Origin of the sequence: Streptomyces sp. NPDC056503 (assembly GCF_042794995.1) — a bacterium.
Taxonomy (GTDB): Bacteria; Actinomycetota; Actinomycetes; order Streptomycetales; family Streptomycetaceae; genus Streptomyces.
The window spans coordinates 21293-37380 of record NZ_JBHTST010000078.1 but is presented as its reverse complement, the minus strand read 5'-3'; the positions used below and the strand labels follow the sequence as shown (position 1 = coordinate 37380).

Sequence of the window (16088 nt, the reverse complement as noted above, 5' to 3'; positions counted from 1 at the left end):
GCGCACCACGAGTGCGCCGGGCCCGTCTCCGTGTCTCCAGGGGACCGGGAGCCAGGGAGCCCGGGAGCCCGGGGTCAGGAGTCCGGGGGTCAGGGGTCCAGGGGGCCGGGTCCGGGGGTCCGGGTAGGAGGGTTCGTGCCTCAGGGGGCCAGCAGCAGGACCTTGCCGACGTGGGCACCGGACTCCAGGACGCGGTGGGCCTTCGCGGCCTCCGTCATCGGCAGCGTCCGGTCGACGACCGGGCGGACCGTACCGCCCTCGACCAGCGGCCAGACGTGCTCGCGGACGGCCGCGACGATCGCCGCCTTCTCCTGGAGCGGGCGGGCGCGCAGGGTCGTCGCCAGCACGGCGGCCCGCTTGGCGAGCAGCGCGCCGAGGTTCAGCTCGGCCTTGACCCCGCCCTGGAGGCCGATGACGACCAGGCGGCCGCTCACGGCGAGGGCCTGGACGTTCCGGTCCAGGTACTTGGCGCCCATGATGTCCAGGATCACGTCCGCGCCCGCACCGCCGGTGGCCTTGTGGAGCTCCTCGACGAAGTCCTGGGTGCGGTAGTCGATCAGCACGTCCGCGCCGAGCTCGGCGCAGCGGGCCAGCTTCTCCGGGCTGCCCGCGGTGACGGCGACCTTCGCGCCGACCGCCTTGGCCAGCTGGATCGCCATCGTGCCGATGCCGCTGGCCCCGCCGTGCACCAGCAGGGTCTCGCCGGGCCGCAGATGGGCGATCATGAAGATGTTGGACCAGACCGTGCAGGCGACCTCGGGGAGCGCGGCGGCCGTGACCAGGTCGACGCCCTTCGGGACCGGGAGCAGCTGGCCGGCCGGGACGGCGACCCGCTGGGCGTAGCCGCCGCCGACGAGCAGGGCGCAGACCTCGTCGCCGACGGACCAGCCGGAGACCCCCGGGCCGAGGGCGGTGATCCGTCCGGCGCACTCCAGGCCGGGGTAGGGCGAGGTGCCGGGCGGCGGGTTGTAGAAGCCCTGCCGCTGGAGGACGTCGGCGCGGTTGACGGCGCTCGCCACCACCTCGACGAGGACCTCGCCCTCACCGGGCACGGGATCGGGCACCTCGGCCCAGACGAGGGCCTCGGGGCCGCCGGCTTCCGGAATCGTGATCGCATGCATGGCCGCGAGGCTACTCCGGCGCCGTTCCCGGGTCAGCCTCCGGCGGCTTTCCCGGGGCCGGTCGGCCCTCCGACGGCGTCCCCGAGGGCGGGTAGGCCCTCAGGGACCGGCGCCGTTCCGAGGGCGGTCAGTCCTGCGGCGGCGTGGTGAGCGGGGTGACGGGGGCGGCCCGGACGATGGTGATGACCCGGTCCGTGAGCTGGAGGGGGCTGGCCGCCGGGTCGTCGTAGCCGAGCAGCCGGTGGCCGCGCAGCACGCTCACCACCAGGTCCTCGGTCTCCCGGACGCTGCGGCCCGCCTCGGCCTTGGTCACCGGGCGTTCGACCAGGTCGAGGCCGGAACCCTGCTGGATCAGGTCCTCCATGACCGTGCCCGCGCTGGGGCTGAGCACGGAGAGGCCGAGGAGCCGGCCGGCGGCGGAGGCGCTGGTGATGACCGCGTCGGCGCCGGACTGGCGGAGCAGCGGCGCGTTCTCCTCCTCGCGGACGGCGGCGACGATCTTCGCGCCCCGGTTGAGCTGGCGGGCGGTCAGGGTGACCAGGACGGCGGTGTCGTCGCGCTGGGTGGCGATGACGACCTGGCGGGCCCGCTGGACCTCGGCCCTGAGCAGGACGTCGCTGCGGGTGCCGTCGCCGACGACGCCGACGAAGCCGTCGAGGTTGGCGGCCTCGATGACCTTGCCGGAGGGGTCGACGATGACGATCTGGTCCTTGCGGAGGCCGGTGGCACAGAGGGTCTGGATCGCGGACCGCCCCTTCGTGCCGAAACCGACGATCACGGTGTGGTCGCGCAAGGTGGACCTCCAGTGCTTCAGCCGGAACTCCTCCCGGGTCCGTTCGGTGAGGACCTCGAGAGTGGTGCCGACCAGGATGATCAGGAACAGCACGCGCAGGGGCGTGATCACCAGGATGTTGACGAGCCGCGCGGAATCGCTGTACGGGACGATGTCGCCGTATCCGGTGGTGGAGAGGGTGACGGTCGCGTAGTAGGCGCAGTCGAGGAAGTCGACGGTCTCGTTGGCGTTGTCGTGGTAGCCGTCGCGGTCCGCGTAGACGATGAGGACCGTCAGGAACAGGACCCCGAGGGCCATGAGGAGACGGCGGCCGACCTGGCGGAGCGGGTCCACCGACCGGCGGGGCAGCGCGATCCGCGAGCCGGTGACCTTTTCGTCGGCATGGCGGGCCATGACGTCACGGCTGGGAAGTTTCACGTGAAACATGCTCCTTGAGCGAACGGCGGCTCGGTCGGCCAGGGGAGGGCGAGCAGCTCAAGGCGCCGTCCGGGCTCGGCTCCCCCGGGCGGGACCACGGCCATGGCGTCGGCGGCGGCTATGCCCCGCAGCATGGCCGGTCCGTTGTAGTGCAGGGGCACCACGAGCCCGTCCCGGTGGATGACGGGCACGAGCCGGGTGTCGTGCGGGTGGCCCTGGACGGCATCGCGGAGGGGGGCCGGGGCGGCTGACGCGGGCACCGAGGCAGGGGCGGGCACCTCGCCGGGTGCGGGAGCGGCTGCCTCGCCGGGTGCGGGAGCGGCTGCCTCGCCCGGGGCGGGAGCGGGTACCTCGCCCGGGGCCGGTGCGGTCGTCAGCGCGGCCAGCAGGGGCGCGGCGAGGGTGAGGAGGCCGGAGACGGCGGCCAGGGGGTTGCCCGGCAGTCCGACGAGATGGCGTCCGGCGTCCAGCCGGGCCAGCAGCATCGGATGGCCGGGGCGGACCTTCACCCCGTCGACCAGGAGGGTGGCGCCGGCCTTGTCGAGGACCCGGTGGACATGGTCCACGGGCCCCGCGGCGGTGCCTCCGGTGGTGACGACGAGGTCGGCGGCGGAGGTGGTGACGGCCGTGTACAGGGCCTCGGCGTCGTCGCCGATCCGGCGGGTCGCCAGGACCTCGGCGCCGAGCGCCGCCAGCCAGGGGCCGAGCATCGGGCCGAGCGCGTCGCGGATCAGGCCCTCGCGGGGGAGCCCGGCCGTCAGCAGCTCGTCACCGAGGACGAGGACCTCCACCCGGGGGCGGTGCGCCACGGCGAGCCCGTCGTATCCGGCGGCGGCGGCGAGACCGAGGACGGCGGGGCCGACGAGGGCCCCGGCGGCCAGCAGTTCGTCGCCCGCCCGGCACTCCTGGCCCCGGGGACGGATGTCCTGTCCGGTCACGACCTCCCGGAGGGGGTGCAGCAGAACCGTTCCGGCCCCGGGCTCGGCGCGGGAGTGCTCGGAGCGGACGACGGCGGTGGCGCCGGCGGGGACGCGGGCGCCGGTGGCGATCCGTACCGCTTCCCCCGGGGCGAGGGCGGCGGCCCCGGCGTGCCCGGCGAGGACGGACTCCTCGCGCACCGTCCAGGGCCCCGGCCCGGCGACCGCCCAGCCGTCCATGGCGGATCCGTCGAAGGAGGGCAGATCGGTGAGCGCCCGCAGCGGCTCGGCGAGGGTCCGCCCGAGCGCCTGCCCGAGCGGCACGCGCACGGCCGGGCGCTCCACCGCCGCCCTGGCCTCGCTCCCGGCCCGTGCGGCACGGGCGCGGGCCTCGGGCCAGGGGGTGGCCCGATGGTGCCCGTGGGCCGTCCCGGGGGCCGGCGCGGAAGCGGGGGCGGGAGACGGGGAGACGGCGGGTTGTCCGGCGGTCATCCGGCCTCGTCCTGTTCGGCGGCCCAGCGTTGGGCGAGGGCGGCGGCCTTGCGGGAGGCCTCGGCGACCGCCTCGGCGGGGGCGGTGCCTCCCTCGGCGGCCTTGGCCGCCGCGTAGCCGACGAGGAAGGTCGTCAGGGGCGCGGCGGGGCGGGCCACGCCGTGGGCGGCGTCCCGGGCCAGGTCGAGCAGGACGCCGGTGTCGACGTCCAGGTCGAGGCCCAGTTCGGTCTTGACTGCGGTGATCCATTCGTCCAGCACGGATCCATGGTCCCTGATGCGCGCCCGGGCCGTGGCGATGTCCTCCCAGGTGTCGCAGTCGAACGAGGCCGCCGGCTCCTCCGCCCCCACCGGAACCCGCACGACCCGCAGCCCTCCCACGAGCGCGCGCAACGGCAGGTGGTCGAGCCCTCCGTGCGCCTTCCGCAGCTCGTCGGACTCCCGGCGCAGGGCATCGACCCGGTAGGCGGCGACGAGCGGCTGTTCCCGCCCGTCCCCGTCGACGAGCAGCGCTCCCTCGGCCCCCGGATCGCCGTCGAGCGCTCCGAGCAGCCGCAGAACCGTCGCCTCGCCGAGGAACGGCAGATCGGCGGAGAGGACGAGCAGAACGCCGCGGGCGCCGAGCGCGGCGACTCCGGCGTCGAGAGCGGCCACGGGACCCGTCCCGATCCGCTCCTCGCGGGTCCATTCGACGGGCCGGACGGTCGGGCGCGGATCGCCCACGACCACGGTCCGGCGCGCCCCGGCGCAGGCGGCGAGCACCCGGTCGAGCAGGGCCCGCCCGCCGACCCTCACCCCTGGTTTGTCCACACCGCCGAGGCGCCGCGCGGCACCTCCGGCGAGCACGACGGCGTCATATGCGGTGGTCACCCGAGCAGTATGGTCCGCCGCCCCCGTCCCCCGCCCGGCCGGTCTCCTGGTGAGACGGGCGGGAAGGCGGTCCGGGGGCGGTCCGATCGGGGCCGTACGGCCCCGTCCGTCGTGGTCAGACCGTGCGGAGCAGCACCGCGGGCCGTTCGACGCAGTCCGCGACGTAGCGGAGGAACCCGCCGGCCGTGCCCCCGTCGCACACGCGGTGGTCGAAGGTGAGCGAGAGCTGCACCACCTGACGGACCGCCAGCTCGCCCTGGTGCACCCAGGGCTTGGGGATGATCCGGCCGACGCCCAGCATCGCCGCCTCGGGGTGGTTGATGATCGGCGTGGAGCCGTCCACCCCGAACACCCCGTAGTTGTTGAGGGTGAAGGTGCCGCCGGTGAGGTCGGCCGGCGTGAGCGCGCCCTGCCGGGCCGACTCGGTGAGCCGGGCGAACTCCTCGGTCAGCGACTCCGCGGTGCGGGTACCGGCGTCCCGGACCACCGGGACGACGAGCCCGCGCGGGGTCTGCGCGGCGAAGCCGAGGTGCACCGAGGGCAGCCGGACGATCTCGCGGGCCGCCGTGTCCACGGTGGAGTTCAGCTCGGGGAAGCGGCCCAGGGCGTGGACGCAGATCCGGGCGAGGAGCGCGAGGAGCGAGATCTTCGGCCCGCCCGCCGCGTTCATCGCCGCCCGCGCGGCCATGAGTTCGGTGGCGTCGGCGTCCACCCAGCAGGTCGCGTCGGGGATCTCCGTACGGCTCCGGGAGAGCTTGTCGGCCACCACTCCGCGCAGCCCGCGCAGCGGAATCCGCTCCCCGAGGGGGGCGACCGCGGCCGGCCCGGGGGCTGCGGCCGTCACAACCGGCGCCACGGGCTCCTCCCGCGCGGCGATGACCCGCTCGACGTCGGCGCGCAGGATCAGGCCGTCGGGACCCGAGCCGCGCACCTCCCGCAGGTCGAGACCCCGGTCACGGGCCAGCTTCCGCACCAGCGGGGAGATCACGGGGACGGGCCCCGCGGGACCGGCCGTCGCGTTCGGCGTGGGATGCGCGACGGCCGGGGACTGGGGACGGATCCGGCGCCGCCGGGCCGCGGGGCCCGCCGTGCCGTACCCGACGAGGACGTTGCCCGAGTACTCCGAGGACACCGCCGCATCGGCCGCCCCGGACGAGGGCGCGGCGGCGGGTGAAGCCGCGGGCGCGGCGGCGGGCGCTCCCGCCTCGGCCGGCGCCCCGACCGCGACCGTCAGCAGCGGCGCGCCGACGGGCAGTTCGGTGCCCTCCTCGCCGAAGCGGGCGGTGACCACGCCCCCGTACGGGCACGGCACCTCCACCATCGCCTTCGCGGTCTCGACCTCGACGACCGGCTGGTCGATCGCGACCACGTCGCCGACGGCCACCAGCCAGCGGACGATCTCCGCCTCGGTGAGTCCCTCACCGAGGTCGGGCAGCTTGAACTCCAGGACCTGGGCCATCAGTTCCCCGCCTCCCACTGGAGCCGCGCGACCGCGTCCAGGACCCGGTCGACGCCGGGCAGGTGGTGCCGCTCCAGCATCGGCGGCGGGTAGGGGAGGTCGAAGCCCGCGACCCGCAGCACCGGCGCCTCCAGGTGGTGGAAGCAGCGCTCCATGACCCGGGCCGCGATCTCCGCGCCGGGGCCGGCGAAACCGCCGGACTCGTGCACCACGACCGCGCGCCCGGTGCGCCGCACCGACGCGGCGACGGTCTCGTCGTCGAAGGGCACGAGCGAGCGGAGGTCGAGGACCTCCAGGTCCCAGCCCTCGGCCGTGGCCGCCTCGGCCGCCTCCAGGCAGACCGGCAGCGAGGGACCGTAGGTGATCAGGGTGGCGCTGGTGCCGGGCCGGCGGACCACGGCCTTCCCGATGGGCTCCACGCGCGCGGGTGCCTCGGGCGACCAGTCGGACTTCGACCAGTAGAGCCGCTTGGGCTCCAGGAAGACGACCGGGTCGTCGGAGGCGATCGCCGCCCGCAGCAGCCCGTAGGCGTCCTCGACGGTCGCCGGGGTGACCACGTGCAGGCCGGGGGTGGCCATGTAGTAGATCTCGGAGGAGTCGCTGTGGTGCTCGACGCCGCCGATCCCGCCGCCGTACGGCACCCGGATGACCATCGGCATCGGCATCGCGCCGCGCGTCCGGTTCCGCATCTTCGCCACGTGCGAGACGAGCTGTTCGAACGCCGGGTAGGCGAACGCGTCGAACTGCATCTCCACCACCGGCCGCAGCCCGTACATGGCCATGCCGACGGCGGTGCCGAGGATGCCCGCCTCGGCCAGCGGCGTGTCCGTGCAGCGGTCCTCGCCGAACTCCTTGGCGAGCCCGTCGGTGACCCGGAAGACCCCGCCGAGGGTGCCGACGTCCTCGCCCATCACGTGGACGGTCGGGTCCTCGGCCATCGCGTCGCGCATGGCGCGCTGGAGCGCCTGCGCCATCGTGGCCGGCTTGGTCCGGCCCGCCGCCTTGGCGGCCGCGCCGGTCGTCGCCGTCGTCATCGGCTCTCGCCCTCCGCTTCGAGTTCGGCCCGCAGCTGCGCCGCCTGCTCGCGCAGCTGCGCGGTCTGCTCGGCGTAGACGTGGGTGAAGAGGTCCATCGGGTCGAGCACCGGGTCGGCGTTCATCCGCTCGCGCAGCTGCGCCGCCATCGTCTCGGCGGCCTCGGCGGCCTCGCGGCGGCCGTCCTCGTCGAGCAGGCCCCGCTCGGTCAGCTCGCGCTCCAGGAGCAGCACCGGGTCGTGCGCCCGCCAGGTCTCGACCTCGCCCTCCGCGCGGTAGCGGGTGGCGTCGTCGGCGTTGGTGTGGGCGTCGATCCGGTAGGTGATCGCCTCCACGAGGGTCGGACCGCCGCCGCGCCGCGCGCGTGCCACGGCCTCGGTGAGCACCTGGTGCACCGCGACCACGTCGTTGCCGTCGACCAGACGGCCCGGCATGCCGTACCCGACGGCCTTGTGGGCGAGGGAGGGGGCGGCGGTCTGCTTGGCGAGCGGCACCGAGATCGCGAAGCCGTTGTTCTGCACGAAGAAGACCACCGGCGCCTGCCAGACGGCGGCGAAGTTCAGCGCCTCGTGGAAGTCGCCCTCGCTGGTGCCGCCGTCGCCGACCATGGCGAGCGCGACCACGTCGTCGCCCTTGAGCCGGGCCGCGTGGGCGAGGCCCACGGCGTGCGGCAGCTGGGTGGCGAGCGGGGTGCACAGCGGCGCGACGCGGTACTCGCGCGGGTCGTAGCCGGTGTGCCAGTCGCCGCGCAGCAGGGTCAGCGCCTGCACGGGGTCGAGACCCCGGGCGACGGCCGCGAGGGTGTCCCGGTACGACGGGAAGAGCCAGTCCCGCTCCTCCAGGGCGAGGGCGGCGGCGACCTCGCACGCCTCCTGGCCGGTGGTGGAGGGGTAGACCGCGAGCCGGCCCTGCTTGGTGAGGGCGGTCGCCTGGGCGTTGTACCGGCGGCCGCGGACCAGTTCCGCGTAGAGCCGGCGCAGCAGCGCGGGGTCGGCGTCGGCCACGGCGTCGGTGCCGAGCACGCGCAGCGGCTCGGTGTCGGGCAGTAGCGGGGCGGGATCGGTCCGCGGTCGCCAGGCGGGTGGCGGCGTGGGCCGGTAGGCCGTCTCGGTGAGCGGCTCCTGGACTGTCGAACTGCGCTGTTGCAACGAGTCCACCTCCTCGTGGGAGCGGGCATAAGACCCGAAGGCGGGTGGCGCGGGTGTGGCGCGCCTCACCTACCGATTGTTCGGTCGTGGAGGCATTTTGGCTACAGGCACCTCCAGCCTGTGGACAAACGGTTCTCCACAGCCTGGGATAGAGGCAGGTCGTCCACCGGAGAGAGGCGGGGGGACATGGCGGATGAACAAATGGCCGTCGCCCGGGGCGGTGCCCCGGACGAGTCGGCGGGGGACGTGACGGGCGAGGTGCTGAGCGCTCCCTCGGACACGCCGGCGCACGCCGCTCCGGCACGCCCTCTGGACGCGATAGACCGGGACATCCTGCGGTTGCTCCAGACGGACGGCCGCGCCTCGGTACGTTCCGTGGCCGAGCGGGTGCACGTCTCCCGGGCCAACGCGTACGCGCGGATCAACCGGCTCATCGACGACGGCGTGATCCGCGGCTTCAGCGCCCGGGTCAACCACGAGCGGGCCGGCCACGGCGCCTCCGCCTACATCACGCTCAAGATCGTCCAGAACTCCTGGCGCACGGTCCGCGAACAGCTCAGGGCGCTTCCGGGGGCCGCGCACATCGCGCTGGTCAGCGGGGACTTCGACGTCCTGCTGCTGGTCCACACCCCGGACAACAGGACCCTGCGCGAACTGGTCCTCACCCGCCTCCAGGCGATCCCTGAGGTCCTGTCCACCCGCACCCTGCTGGTCTTCGACGAGATGGACATGAGCGCCGACCCGAGGCCCTGAGAGCCCGCGCGGGAAGCACGGAAGGGGGCTGCGGGTCTCGAAACCCACAGCCCCCTTCCGTGCTTCCCGCCGTTTCCTGCCTCAGGACCGCTCCAGGACCGCTTCAGGACCACCTCAGCCCGCCTCGGGCCCGCCAGGCGCCCTCGGGACGACCTGGAGGCCCCTCGGGGCCGGTTCCGGGACGGGGTGGAAGCCCAAGAGAGCCCAAGAGCCGCCTGGGGCTGCCCTGGGGCCGCCTGGGGCCGGGGGTCGTCTGGGGCCGCCTCAGCGGGCCTTCCGCAGCCCGTCGAACGCCAGGTGGACGACGGTCTCCGCGAGCTGCTCGCGCTCCGCCTGGTCCGGATGCGGCCGGTACCACTCCACCAACGAGTTGATCATGCCGAAGAGGAGCCGGGTCGCGAGCCGGATGTCCACGTCGGACCGCAGATCGCCCTCGGCGGCGGCCGCTCCCAGCAGCTCGGCCACCCGCTGGTCGAACTCCCGGCGCCGCTCCATCGCCCACCGCTCGGTCGCGGTGTTGCCCCGCACCCGCAGCAGCAGCGTCACGTACGGCAGCTCCGCTATCAGCACCTCGACGGTCCGGCGGGTGACGTACTCGACCCGCTCCACCGCCCGCCCGCGCACCGCGCCCGGCTCGTCCAGGACCGAGAAGAGCCCGTCGAGCGCCCGGCTGACCGCCCGCCGCAGCAGCTCCTCCTTGCCCGTCACGTGGTGGTAGATCGAGGACTTGGAGATCCCGGCCGCCTTGGACAGGTGCTCCATGGAGGTGCCGTCGTAACCGCGCTCGTTGAAGACCCGCACGGCGACCGTGAGCAGTGTCTCGGGGGTGTAGGTGTCGCGTCTGGCGGTGGTCATCGGAGCTCCTCCGCTTCCTCGGTGTAACCGCGGCGCACGAGGCCGACCGCGGGGGCGTACCGGCCCGTCGCGTACCGCTCGTGCAACTGCCTCAGCAGGGCGCAGAGCCGCCGGTGCCCGACCTTCTCCGCCCACTCCAGCGGCCCGGCGGGGTAGTTGACCCCGAGCCGCATGGCCGTGTCGACGTCCTCGGCGGTGGCGACGCCCCGGTCGACGGCGTCGACGGCGAGGTCGACCAGCATCGCGACCGTCCGGCCCACGATCATGCCGGGCACGTCGCCGATCACGGAGACCTGCTTGCCCAGCGCCTGGAAGAGCCCGACGGCCTCGGCGAGGGCCTCGGGGGCGATCCCCTCCCGGGCCGACAGGGCGATCCGGCCCGCCGCCGCGTAGTCCAGCGCCAGGTCGAAGTAGACGATCTCCTCCTGGTGGTACTCGAAGGAGCTCTCGCCGTCCACGAGGCTGAGCCGCACGCCTCCCGGCAGGTCGACGAAACCCTCGCCCTTCTTGCGCCGGACGGTGATCCCCGCCGCCTCGAAGAGCCCCACCAGCGGCTCGGCCGGCCCGAGGTCGCCGCGGACGGTGATCCGCTCCGGAGCCTTCGCGGGCGGCGCCGTGTGCGGCTCGGGCCGCTCGGCGCCCTCCGCGTAGGAGAACCAGCCGTGCCCCGTCTTCCGGCCGTGGCGCCCCGACTCGACCAGCCTGCGCTGCGCCAGCGACGGCGTGAACTTCGGGTCCTGGAAGAAGGAGTCCCACACGGAGCGGGTCACGGCCTCGTTGACGTCCTGCCCGATCAGGTCGGTCAGCTCGAAGGGGCCCATCCGGAAGCCGCCGGACTCGCGCAGCACCGCGTCGATGGTCGCCGGGTCGGCGCCGCCCTCCTCCAGGACGCGGAAGGCCTCCGCGTAGAAGGGCCGGGCGATCCGGTTGACGAGGAAGCCGGGGGTGTCGGCGCAGCGCACCGGCGTCTTGCCCCAGGCCTTGACCGTCTCGTACGCGCGCGTGGCGGCGGTCTCGTCGGTGGCGAAGCCCCGGACGACCTCGACGAGGGGGAGCAGCGGCGCCGGGTTGAAGAAGTGCAGGCCGACGAAGCGGCCGGGCAGCCGCAGCCCTCCGGCGATGGCGGTGACGGAGAGGGAGGAGGTGTTGGTGGCGAGGAGGGCGTCGTCGCCGACGGTCTTCTCCAGGTCGGCGAAGAGCCGCTGCTTGACCGAGAGGTCCTCGACGATCGCCTCGACGACGAGGGCCGCGTCGGCGAGCTCGGCGAGGTCCGCGGCGGCGTGCAGCCGTCCGGCGGCGGCCTCGCGCCCGGCGGCGTCCATCCGCCCCTTCTCGACGAGCCGGTCCAGCCGGGCGCCGATCGCGGCGACCGCCTCGGCGGCCCGGCCGGGGGCGCTGTCGTAGAGCCGTACGGGATGGCCGGCGGCGAGCGCCACCTGCGCGATCCCCTGGCCCATGGTGCCGGTGCCGACCACCGCGACGGTCCGGTCCCGTCCGATTGCGTCGTCCATGGTGGCGCTCCCCCTGACGGTCCCGTTGGCGTGCGCGTCGGCGCTCGTGTCGGCGCTCATAGGAGTGATCCTCCCCGATGGGTTTTCCACAGGATCGGCGGACCCCCTTGTCCCGACCGATCGTTCGGTTACTCTAACTCCGTACGCGTCTCCCTGCCCAGCTCGACGAGGAGTTGGTCCATCCATGGCCACCGCCCAGCCGACCACCGACGTTCTGGCCGACAAGCACCGGTCCACGCTCGATCAGGCCCTCGCCACCATCCGCACCCGCGCCTACTGGTCGCCGTATCCCGAGCATCCGAAGGCGTACGGCGCGGACGGTTCGCTGGACGCGGCGGCGGGCCTCGCCGCCCACGAGGCGGTGCTGAACGGCCGCTTCGAGCTCGACCAGCCGGGCACCGACGGCTGGACCGGCGGCGAGATCTCGCCGTACGGCCCCGCGCTCGGGGTCGAGTACCCGCACGCGGACGTCGACGTCCTGCTGCCCGCGATGCGCGCCGCGATGCCCGCCTGGCGCGACGCCGGGCCGGAGACCCGCGCCCTGGTCTGCCTGGAGATCCTCGCCCGGATCTCGGCCCGCACCCACGAGTTCGCCCACGCCGTCATGCACACCAGCGGCCAGGCCTTCATGATGGCGTTCCAGGCCGGCGGCCCGCACGCGCAGGACCGCGGCCTGGAGGCGGTGGCGTACGCGTACGAGGAGCAGACCCGCACCCCCGCCGGCCGGACCGCCTGGTCCAAGCCGCAGGGCAAGCGGGACCCGCTGGAGCTGAGCAAGGAGTTCACCGCGGTCGGCCGCGGCGTCGCCCTGGTCATCGGCTGCAACACCTTCCCGACGTGGAACGGCTACCCGGGCCTGTTCGCCTCCCTCGCGACGGGCAACGCGGTCCTGGTGAAGCCCCACCCGCGCGCGGTCCTCCCGCTGGCGCTGACCGTGAAGATCGCCCGCGAGGTCCTCGCCGAGTCCGGCTTCGACCCGAACCTGGTGGCGCTGGCCGCCGAGCGTCCGGGCGAGGGCATCGCCAAGACCCTCGCCGTCCGCCCGGAGATCCGGATCATCGACTACACCGGCTCGACCGGCTTCGGCGACTGGCTGGAGGCCAACGCCCGCCAGGCGCAGGTCTACACGGAGAAGGCCGGCGTCAACACGGTGCTGGTCGACTCCACCGACGACTACAAGGGGATGCTCTCCAACCTGGCGTTCTCGCTGTCCCTGTACAGCGGCCAGATGTGCACCACCCCGCAGAACCTGCTGATCCCCCGGGACGGCATCGCCACCGACCAGGGCCCCCGGTCCTACGACGAGGTGGTGGCCGACCTGGCCGCCGCCGTCGGCGGCCTCCTCGGCGACGACGCCCGGGCCAACGCCCTGCTCGGCGCCCTGGTGAACCCGGACGTGAAGGCCCGCCTGGAGGCGGCCGCCGGCCTCGGCGAGGTCGCCCTGGCCTCCCGCGAGGTCGCCAACCCGGACTTCCCGGAAGCGGTCGTCCGCACCCCCGTCATGGTCAAGCTGGACGGCTCCAAGCCGGACGCGGAGGCGGCGTACCTCTCCGAGTGCTTCGGCCCGGTCTCCTTCGCCGTCTCGGTGGACTCCACGGCCGACGGCCTGGAGCTGCTGCGGCGCACGATCCGCGACAAGGGCGCGATGACGGTCGGCGCGTACACCACCTCCGCCGACACCGAGCGGGCCGTGGAGGAGATCTGCCTGGAGGAGTCCGCGCAGCTCTCGCTCAACCTGACGGGCGGGGTGTACGTGAACCAGACGGCCGCCTTCTCCGACTTCCACGGCTCGGGCGGCAACCCGGCGGCGAACGCGGCGCTGTGCGACGGCGCCTTCGTCTCCAACCGCTTCCGGGTGGTCGAGGTGCGCCGCCAGGCCTGACGGCCCTCCGGCGGGGGCCCTTCCGGGGCCTCCGCCCTCCGGGACCTCCGCCCTTGACGCGGAGGACGGCCCTACGGGGCGTCGATCTCCGCGTAGCGCTGCACCCACGCGTGCATGGCGATCGCGGCGGCCGCCCCGGCGTTGATCGACCGGGTGGAGCCGAACTGGGCGATCGAGCAGACCGTCCGCACATGGCGGCGGGCCTCCTCGGTCAGCCCGGGGCCCTCCTGCCCGAAGAGCAGCACACAGCGGCGGGGGAGCACGGTCCGCTCCAGCGGCACCGAGCCCGGCAGGTTGTCGATGCCGATGATCGGCAGGTCCTCGGCCGCCGCCCAGGCGGTGAGCGCCTCGGTGTCGGGGTGGTGCCGCACGTGCTGGTAGCGGTCGGTGACCATGGCGCCGCGCCGGTTCCAGCGCCGGCGCCCCACGATGTGCACCTCCTTGGCCAGGAAGGCGTTGGCGGTACGCACCACGGACCCGATGTTGAAGTCGTGGCCCCAGTTCTCCACGGCCACGTGGAAGTCGTGGCGGCGGGTGTCGAGGTCGGCGACGATCGCCTCCCGCGTCCAGTACCGGTAGGCGTCGACGACGTTGCGCCGGTCGCCCTCGGCCAGCAGTTCGCGGTCGAGGCGCGGGTCCTCCGGCCACGGCTCGGGGTGCGGGCCGACGCCGATCTCGGGGCCGTAGCCCTCGTCGTACTGCAGCGGCTCGGCCCCGTCCGGGGCGGGGTGTTCTTCGGTGGTGCTCACCCGACGAGGGTACGGGGAGCGGCCTCCCCGCCCGGCTCCCCGCCCGGCTCCCCGCCCGGCGGCCCTCCGGCCTCCGCGTCGGTTCCGGCCTCCGCGTCGACCGCCTCCCCCGTCGCGGGCCGCTGCGGGGGCAGCCCGGCTGCGGCGGGCTTCCGCCGCAGCAGCCGGTCACGGCCCCAGGCCACGCGCGCGCCCAGCCACACCAGGAAGACCGTGGGCAGGAAGACCGCGTCGGCGGCGATCATCGCCAGCGAGAAGGCCGGCAGGCCGAGCAGGAGCGCGATGCCCGCGTGCTCCAGCATCATCGCGACGAGCAGGACGTTCTTCACCTTGCGCTTGAACAGCGTGAACGGGAAGGCGACCTGCACGATCACCGTGCCGTAGCTGAGCAGCATCACCATGATCCCGCTGGAGGCGAGGAGCTCGGAGAGCTCCGGCCAGGGCGTGAAGTAGTCCAGGTGCAGCGGGTAGAAGAGCGCGGTGCCGTCCTGCCAGCGCGAGCCCTGGATCTTGTACCAGCCGGCGGTGGCGTAGATCAGGCAGACCTCGGCCATGAGGACCATGAGGGCCGCGTTGTGGGCGAGGTTCGCGAGCACGTCCAGGAGGACGCGGGGCTCGCCGGGGGCGTACTGCTCGACCAGCCACCACAGGCCCTGGCCGAGCCAGAGCACCCACAGCAGGACGTACATCCACCACTCGCCGGTGACCGGGCTGAACCAGGTCGCGGCGACCAGGAACCCGCCGAGGACGATCCAGAGGACGGGACCCGCGAGCTCGCCCCGGCCGGCGGCCTCCCGGCCCTCCGCCGCCCTGCGGGCGGCCCGCCGGGCGTCCAGGGACCAGACCTGGCCGCAGCGGAGCAGCGTGAGGTAGATCGAGACGAGGTGCACCACGTTGTCGCCGCCGTCGCCGAGGAAGACGGACCGGTTCTGCAGCGACAGCGCGCCGACCATGAAGACCACCGACACGGCCCGGGTGTGCCAGCCGAGGAGCAGCAGCACGGCGGCCGCCACCGCCAGGCCGTAGACCACCTCGAACCAGAGCCGTCCGTCGGACCACATCAGGACCGTGAAGGCGCGGTTGTCGGCGATCAGCCGCCGGGCCATCTCGAACGACCAGGGGCCGTCGGGGCCGTACATCTCGTGCCGGTGCGGGAACTCCCGCACCAGGAAGAAGAGCCAGGTCAGCGAGAAGCCGATGCGGACGATCGCGGTCTGGTACGGGCCCAGCGCGCGCGAGGTGACGGTCTGGGCCGCCCGGGCCAGCTTGCGGTCGAAGGGCACGCGCGCCGGGGCCGCGGCCGGTGCGGGGCTGGGGGCGGTCATCGGCTCGTCTCCGTACGGCTGCGGTCGGCGTCGGTGATCTCCCACCAGGGCATCAGGCGGCTGGAGGGCTCGGTGGAGCGCTTCTCGGTGCTCCAGTGCGGGGCGGCCACGGGCCGGACGGTGCGGCGGAGCTGGATCCGCTCCACCGTCCCGCCGACGTCCGCGCGCGCCCCGGGCGCCTCGATGCGGAGCAGCACGATCCTGCGCATGTACTCCTCCGAGAGCCGGCCCCGCATGCCCTTGGGGCGGCCCTCGTCGTCATGCGCGTTGCCGTACCAGTCGATCGCCCGGCGCAGCAGGTTCTGCTGGGTGTGGCTGGGGAAGACGCTGCCGCGGACGTCCTCGACGTCCTGGGCGGTCAGGTCGATCCAGCCGGTGGTGCGGCGGGAGCCGTCGCGCCCGGAGACCTCGGCGCGGACCTGCACCGAGACGTTCTGCTGGAGCGGGTTGGGCGCGAAGAGCTTCCAGTTCTGTTCGAACTCGGGGTAGATCCAGTCGTCGACGGCCTGCCCGTGCTGCTTGGTGACCGTGTTCGAAGGCGCCACGTGCAGGAAGACCATGGCCAGGTGCAGGCAGGCGAGGACCGCGAGGGCGGCGAGCGCCACCGCCGCCACCACCTGGTACGGCATGGACAGCGCCAGGATCCCTCCGGCCGGCCGCCGCTCCCCGCTGCCGTCGATGTGCGCGCTCATCCCACCCCGATCCCGGGCTTCCCGACCCGATCCCGTCCCACCGGTGACCCGCTCGTCTGCGCCCCGATCGG

General features: G+C 74.1%; 14 protein-coding genes. 2 read left to right on the top strand and 12 right to left on the bottom strand.

The features are described 5' to 3' along the window. Window positions 1-140 precede the first annotated feature (140 nt). The 7 genes from ACFQ8C_RS22805 to pdhA form a co-directional block, all read right to left on the bottom strand. Entirely contained in the window at window positions 141-1121 is a 981-nt protein-coding gene (locus ACFQ8C_RS22805) for an NAD(P)H-quinone oxidoreductase (RefSeq protein WP_383460513.1), read from the bottom strand. 127 nt (window positions 1122-1248) lie between these two features. Beyond that, the gene (locus ACFQ8C_RS22800) at window positions 1249-2340 is read right to left on the bottom strand and encodes a potassium channel family protein (protein WP_383460510.1); all 1092 of its coding nucleotides are present in this window, start codon (window positions 2338-2340) and stop codon (window positions 1249-1251) included. Continuing rightward, on the bottom strand, window positions 2328-3740 hold the full coding sequence (locus ACFQ8C_RS22795; protein WP_383460508.1) for a molybdopterin molybdotransferase MoeA: 1413 nt from the start codon (window positions 3738-3740) through the stop codon (window positions 2328-2330). The genes ACFQ8C_RS22800 and ACFQ8C_RS22795 overlap by 13 nt, the downstream gene beginning before the upstream one ends. Further along, window positions 3737-4609, bottom strand: coding sequence for a DUF6457 domain-containing protein (locus ACFQ8C_RS22790; RefSeq protein WP_383460505.1), 873 nt, complete (start codon window positions 4607-4609; stop codon window positions 3737-3739). The genes ACFQ8C_RS22795 and ACFQ8C_RS22790 overlap by 4 nt, the downstream gene beginning before the upstream one ends. A 115-nt stretch (window positions 4610-4724) precedes the next feature. Further along, window positions 4725-6068: a dihydrolipoamide acetyltransferase family protein gene (locus ACFQ8C_RS22785; RefSeq protein ID WP_383460503.1), complete on the bottom strand. Its 1344-nt coding sequence runs from the start codon at window positions 6066-6068 to the stop codon at window positions 4725-4727. Then, entirely contained in the window at window positions 6068-7102 is a 1035-nt protein-coding gene (locus ACFQ8C_RS22780; RefSeq protein WP_383460500.1) for an alpha-ketoacid dehydrogenase subunit beta, read from the bottom strand. The genes ACFQ8C_RS22785 and ACFQ8C_RS22780 overlap by 1 nt, the downstream gene beginning before the upstream one ends. After that, window positions 7099-8250 (bottom strand): pyruvate dehydrogenase (acetyl-transferring) E1 component subunit alpha, encoded by a 1152-nt coding sequence (gene pdhA / locus ACFQ8C_RS22775; protein WP_383460497.1) that lies wholly within the window; start codon window positions 8248-8250, stop codon window positions 7099-7101. The genes ACFQ8C_RS22780 and pdhA overlap by 4 nt, the downstream gene beginning before the upstream one ends. 186 nt (window positions 8251-8436) lie before the next feature. Between pdhA and ACFQ8C_RS22770 the strand changes: the two genes are divergently transcribed. Then, window positions 8437-9003, top strand: a complete 567-nt coding sequence (locus ACFQ8C_RS22770) for an Lrp/AsnC family transcriptional regulator (protein ID WP_383460495.1) — start codon at window positions 8437-8439, stop codon at window positions 9001-9003. 264 nt (window positions 9004-9267) lie between these two features. Here the strand turns inward: ACFQ8C_RS22770 and ACFQ8C_RS22765 are convergent, their stop codons facing one another. Both ACFQ8C_RS22765 and ACFQ8C_RS22760 read right to left on the bottom strand, forming a co-directional pair. Further along, entirely contained in the window at window positions 9268-9858 is a 591-nt protein-coding gene (locus ACFQ8C_RS22765) for a TetR/AcrR family transcriptional regulator (RefSeq protein WP_383460492.1), read from the bottom strand. Next, entirely contained in the window at window positions 9855-11369 is a 1515-nt protein-coding gene (locus tag ACFQ8C_RS22760) for a 3-hydroxyacyl-CoA dehydrogenase (RefSeq protein WP_383460519.1), read from the bottom strand. The genes ACFQ8C_RS22765 and ACFQ8C_RS22760 overlap by 4 nt, the downstream gene beginning before the upstream one ends. A 184-nt stretch (window positions 11370-11553) precedes the next feature. Here ACFQ8C_RS22760 and paaN point away from each other — a divergent pair, with 184 nt between their 5' ends. After that, window positions 11554-13251 (top strand): phenylacetic acid degradation protein PaaN, encoded by a 1698-nt coding sequence (gene paaN, locus ACFQ8C_RS22755; RefSeq protein ID WP_383460490.1) that lies wholly within the window; start codon window positions 11554-11556, stop codon window positions 13249-13251. A gap of 71 nt (window positions 13252-13322) precedes the next feature. Here paaN and ACFQ8C_RS22750 read toward each other — a convergent pair whose 3' ends face one another. From ACFQ8C_RS22750 to ACFQ8C_RS22740, 3 genes are read right to left on the bottom strand one after another with little or no spacing between them, the layout of a single operon-like run. Continuing rightward, on the bottom strand, window positions 13323-14000 hold the full coding sequence (locus tag ACFQ8C_RS22750) for a TrmH family RNA methyltransferase (protein WP_383460488.1): 678 nt from the start codon (window positions 13998-14000) through the stop codon (window positions 13323-13325). Next, window positions 13997-15325 carry an HTTM domain-containing protein gene (locus tag ACFQ8C_RS22745; RefSeq protein ID WP_383460485.1) on the bottom strand — a complete coding sequence of 443 codons (1329 nt, stop codon included), beginning with the start codon at window positions 15323-15325 and terminating at the stop codon, window positions 13997-13999. Before ACFQ8C_RS22745 ends, ACFQ8C_RS22750 begins: the two co-directional genes overlap by 4 nt. After that, entirely contained in the window at window positions 15322-16017 is a 696-nt protein-coding gene (locus ACFQ8C_RS22740) for a DUF5819 family protein (protein WP_383460482.1), read from the bottom strand. The genes ACFQ8C_RS22745 and ACFQ8C_RS22740 overlap by 4 nt, the downstream gene beginning before the upstream one ends. Between the last annotated feature and the right edge of the window lie 71 nt (window positions 16018-16088).

Coding starts and splice junctions, on each gene's coding strand:
- ACFQ8C_RS22805 (WP_383460513.1), bottom strand. CDS start 1,121: ATGCATGCGATCACGATTCCGGAAGCCGGCGGCCCCGAGGCCCTCGTC.
- ACFQ8C_RS22800 (WP_383460510.1), bottom strand. CDS start 2,340: ATGTTTCACGTGAAACTTCCCAGCCGTGACGTCATGGCCCGCCATGCC.
- ACFQ8C_RS22795 (WP_383460508.1), bottom strand. CDS start 3,740: ATGACCGCCGGACAACCCGCCGTCTCCCCGTCTCCCGCCCCCGCTTCC.
- ACFQ8C_RS22785 (WP_383460503.1), bottom strand. CDS start 6,068: ATGGCCCAGGTCCTGGAGTTCAAGCTGCCCGACCTCGGTGAGGGACTC.
- ACFQ8C_RS22780 (WP_383460500.1), bottom strand. CDS start 7,102: ATGACGACGGCGACGACCGGCGCGGCCGCCAAGGCGGCGGGCCGGACC.
- ACFQ8C_RS22770 (WP_383460495.1), top strand. CDS start 8,437: ATGGCGGATGAACAAATGGCCGTCGCCCGGGGCGGTGCCCCGGACGAG.
- ACFQ8C_RS22765 (WP_383460492.1), bottom strand. CDS start 9,858: ATGACCACCGCCAGACGCGACACCTACACCCCCGAGACACTGCTCACG.
- ACFQ8C_RS22760 (WP_383460519.1), bottom strand. CDS start 11,369: ATGGACGACGCAATCGGACGGGACCGGACCGTCGCGGTGGTCGGCACC.
- paaN (WP_383460490.1), top strand. CDS start 11,554: ATGGCCACCGCCCAGCCGACCACCGACGTTCTGGCCGACAAGCACCGG.
- ACFQ8C_RS22745 (WP_383460485.1), bottom strand. CDS start 15,325: ATGACCGCCCCCAGCCCCGCACCGGCCGCGGCCCCGGCGCGCGTGCCC.
- ACFQ8C_RS22740 (WP_383460482.1), bottom strand. CDS start 16,017: ATGAGCGCGCACATCGACGGCAGCGGGGAGCGGCGGCCGGCCGGAGGG.